Here is a 2818-nt window from a genome sequence, read left to right as displayed (position 1 = left end):
CTCGACGTCGTCCTGTGCGGCGTCCGGAGTCCGGAATACCACCACCGACTTGTCCTTCAACGTGTCGTGCAGGATTCGCGGCGACATCTGCGCATCGAATTCGCCTGCGGCGTTGAGCTTCTCGTTGAGTAGGTTCTTGTCGTCGGTCAGGCCGTTGATCTGGTTCTGCAGCTCTTGCTTGTCGTCGCGGAGACCGGACAGAAGGGTGTTGGACAGCAGGCCCGAGCCCAGTGCCACGCCGACGGCCAACGCGAGGAAGACTGCGGCCAACGAAATGGCATGCGAGCGAAGGGATATCATTCTCGCTACCGCCCTCTAGGCTACCCAGCCCTGGACCCACACCATGAACTGGTTCCAGTACTGCTGGGCCCAATCGAGGAGTGCGGTATCGGCCCGCGAGACCCAGAGTGCGACGATGACGGCCACGAGCATCGCCATGACGAGCATCGCGATCGCCCCACCCGAAACCCGGCTGCGGTACAGCGTTGCAACGGCCTTGGCATCCACGAGCTTCTCGCCAACCCGCAGCCGGGTCAGGAACGTCGACGGGTTGCTCTGTTGCCGGGTGCGGTCGAAGAACTCCTCGATGCTCGCGGTGTGGCCGGCGGTGACGATGAGCGACGCGCCGTGGTGATCGCACAGCAGGAGCGCGAGGTCGGCAGCCGAGCCCGCGGCCGGGAAGGTCATCGCGCCGATTCCCAGATCCTGTATGCGCTCAAGGCCTTTCGCGTGGCCGTCCGCATCGGCTGGCAACACCACCTGGGCGCCGGATCGCAGCACCTCGACGCTCATCGACTCCGGGTCGCCGACGATCAGTTGTGGGCGATACCCGGCCCTGCGCAAGACGTCGGCACCCGAGCCGACGCCAACGAGAACCGGTTGATACTCCTTGATGAACGGCTTGAGCGCCTTGAGGTCGTCGATCGCATCGGGCTCCTCGGCGACGATGACCACGTGCCTGCGGTGCACGTCGACGTCGATGTCCGGAATGCCCATGCCGTCGATCAGCAGGGGGCTTTCGCTGCGGATGAATTCGATGGTGTTGCCCGCGAATGCCTCGAGGTGGGCGACCAGGCCGGTCTTCGCCTCGACCATCAGCTCGTGGACTTCTTCCTCGGTGCGTTCCTTGCCGAGCGCGATGCGGCGGTCCCCGGAGTACACGCCGCCGTTGTTCAGCCTGACTCGTGCGCCGTCCTTCACCTTCTTGAAAACGTCGGGTCCGGTTTCGTCGATAAGCGTCACGCCGTTGCCGACGAGCACCTCGGGTCCCAGGTTCGGGTATCGACCGGAGATCGACGGCGATGCGTTGATGACGGCAGCGACGCCCGCCTCGATCAGTACGTCGGCGGTGATCCGATCGAGGTCCAAGGCATCGAGCACGACGATGTCGCCCGGTCGGATGCGACGCAGTAGTCGATCGATGTCGCGGTCGACGCGGGCGACACCGGTGACGCCAGGTCGTGGGCCGGCATTACGCGAAAGCAGCGCTGACATCTTCATGGGTTCCGATTCTGTCGGCCAACCCTCAAGTTGAGGTGTAGGCGCGCCGTAACAGGAGCCTCAGAAGTTACCTTTTGTCACACCAGCCACAGGTTTAGGACGCGACGTCCTGCTGAGCGGCCTCCAGCAGTTCGCGCGCATGGGCCCGCCCACTGTCCGACTCGCCAAGCCCGGCCAGCATCCTGGCCAACTCGGCAACCCGGTCGTCGGCGTCGAGGCGGCGCACCTCACTAGCCTTGCCCTTGCTGGCTCCACTGTCGACCACCAGGTGAACGTCGGCATACGCCGCAACCTGAGGCAGGTGGGTGACCACGATGACCTGGTGCGTGCGCGCCAAGCGCGCCAGGCGACGCCCGATCTGGACTGCCGCGCGGCCGCCGACCCCTGCGTCCACCTCGTCGAAGACCATGGTGGTGCCCTCGGCCGAGGCGGCGAGTACCACCTCGAGGGCCAGCATCACCCGTGACAGCTCGCCTCCCGAGGCGCTCTTGGCCAACGGCAGGACGTCAGAGCCGGAATGGGGCGTGAAGCCGAACTCGACGGCGTCGACACCGTCGTGCCCGGCGTGCACCGTCTCGCCACCGGGCAGTCTCAGCGGTGCCGAATCGTCACCCCTGGCCGCCAGCGGGCCAACGGCGATGCTGAATGCCGCGCCGGTCATCGCCAGTCCGGCCAGTTCCGCGGTGACCGCCTTGGCCAACGACTTCGCAGCCTTCGTGCGTGCCTTCGTTATCGCGGCCGCCGCTTCCACCAGTGCGACCTCCAACTGGTTCACCCGCTGCGCGAGGCCTGCGAGCGCCTCCTCGGATACGTCGAGCTGCGCCAGCCTGTCGCGGGCGTCGCGCGCCCAGCCCAGAACCCCGTCGATGTCCGCGGCGTACTTCCGGGTGAGCCCGCGAAGTTCGCCCTGACGTGCGAGTTTGGTTTCCAATGTGCTTGCGTCACTGGGCAATTCGGCCAGATAGTTGCCCAGTTCCGTCGACACGTCACCGATCACTAGCATCGCCTCGGCGAGGCGATCCCCCAGCGCCCGGAGCGCCGCGTCGTCGGTGCCTTGCAGCGCCGTCATGGAATGACCGACGCCGTCGACAGCCGACGTGCCGTCGGTCGGCTCGTCGTCGTGAGCGCCCGTTAGTGCCGCGCGCGCGGTCTGAGCGGCGTCGCGCAGCGCGTCGAGCTCCGACAACCGCCGGATCTCCGACACCAGAGCGTCGTCTTCGCCGGGTTGTGGTGCCACGGCGTCGATCTCGTCGAGTCCGAACTGCAGTCGGTCGGCTTCGAGGGCGAGCTCGCGGGCCCGCTGCCTACGGTCGGCGAG

At 66.6% G+C, this 2818-nt stretch carries 3 protein-coding genes; all 3 read right to left on the bottom strand.

Annotation, left to right across the window (positions count from 1 at the left end; all coding sequences use genetic code 11):
* Positions 1–300 (bottom strand): copper transporter (locus tag QOD90_RS02045; RefSeq protein WP_526346173.1); only part of this gene is annotated, 300 nt, incomplete at its 3' end.
* A 15-nt stretch (positions 301–315) separates the two neighbouring features.
* Complete coding sequence (gene steA / locus QOD90_RS02040) at positions 316–1500, bottom strand: putative cytokinetic ring protein SteA (protein WP_526346171.1); 1185 nt, start codon at positions 1498–1500, stop codon at positions 316–318.
* Positions 1501–1594: 94 nt separating this feature from the next.
* On the bottom strand, positions 1595–2818 hold a 1224-nt coding region (gene recN, locus QOD90_RS02035; RefSeq protein WP_526346169.1), incomplete at its 5' end, for a DNA repair protein RecN.

The organism is Mycobacterium sp., from assembly GCF_032161845.1.
GTDB lineage: Bacteria > Actinomycetota > Actinomycetes > Mycobacteriales > Mycobacteriaceae > Mycobacterium.
The sequence above is the reverse complement of the archived record's forward strand: the minus strand, read 5'-3'. Positions and strand labels throughout refer to the sequence as shown.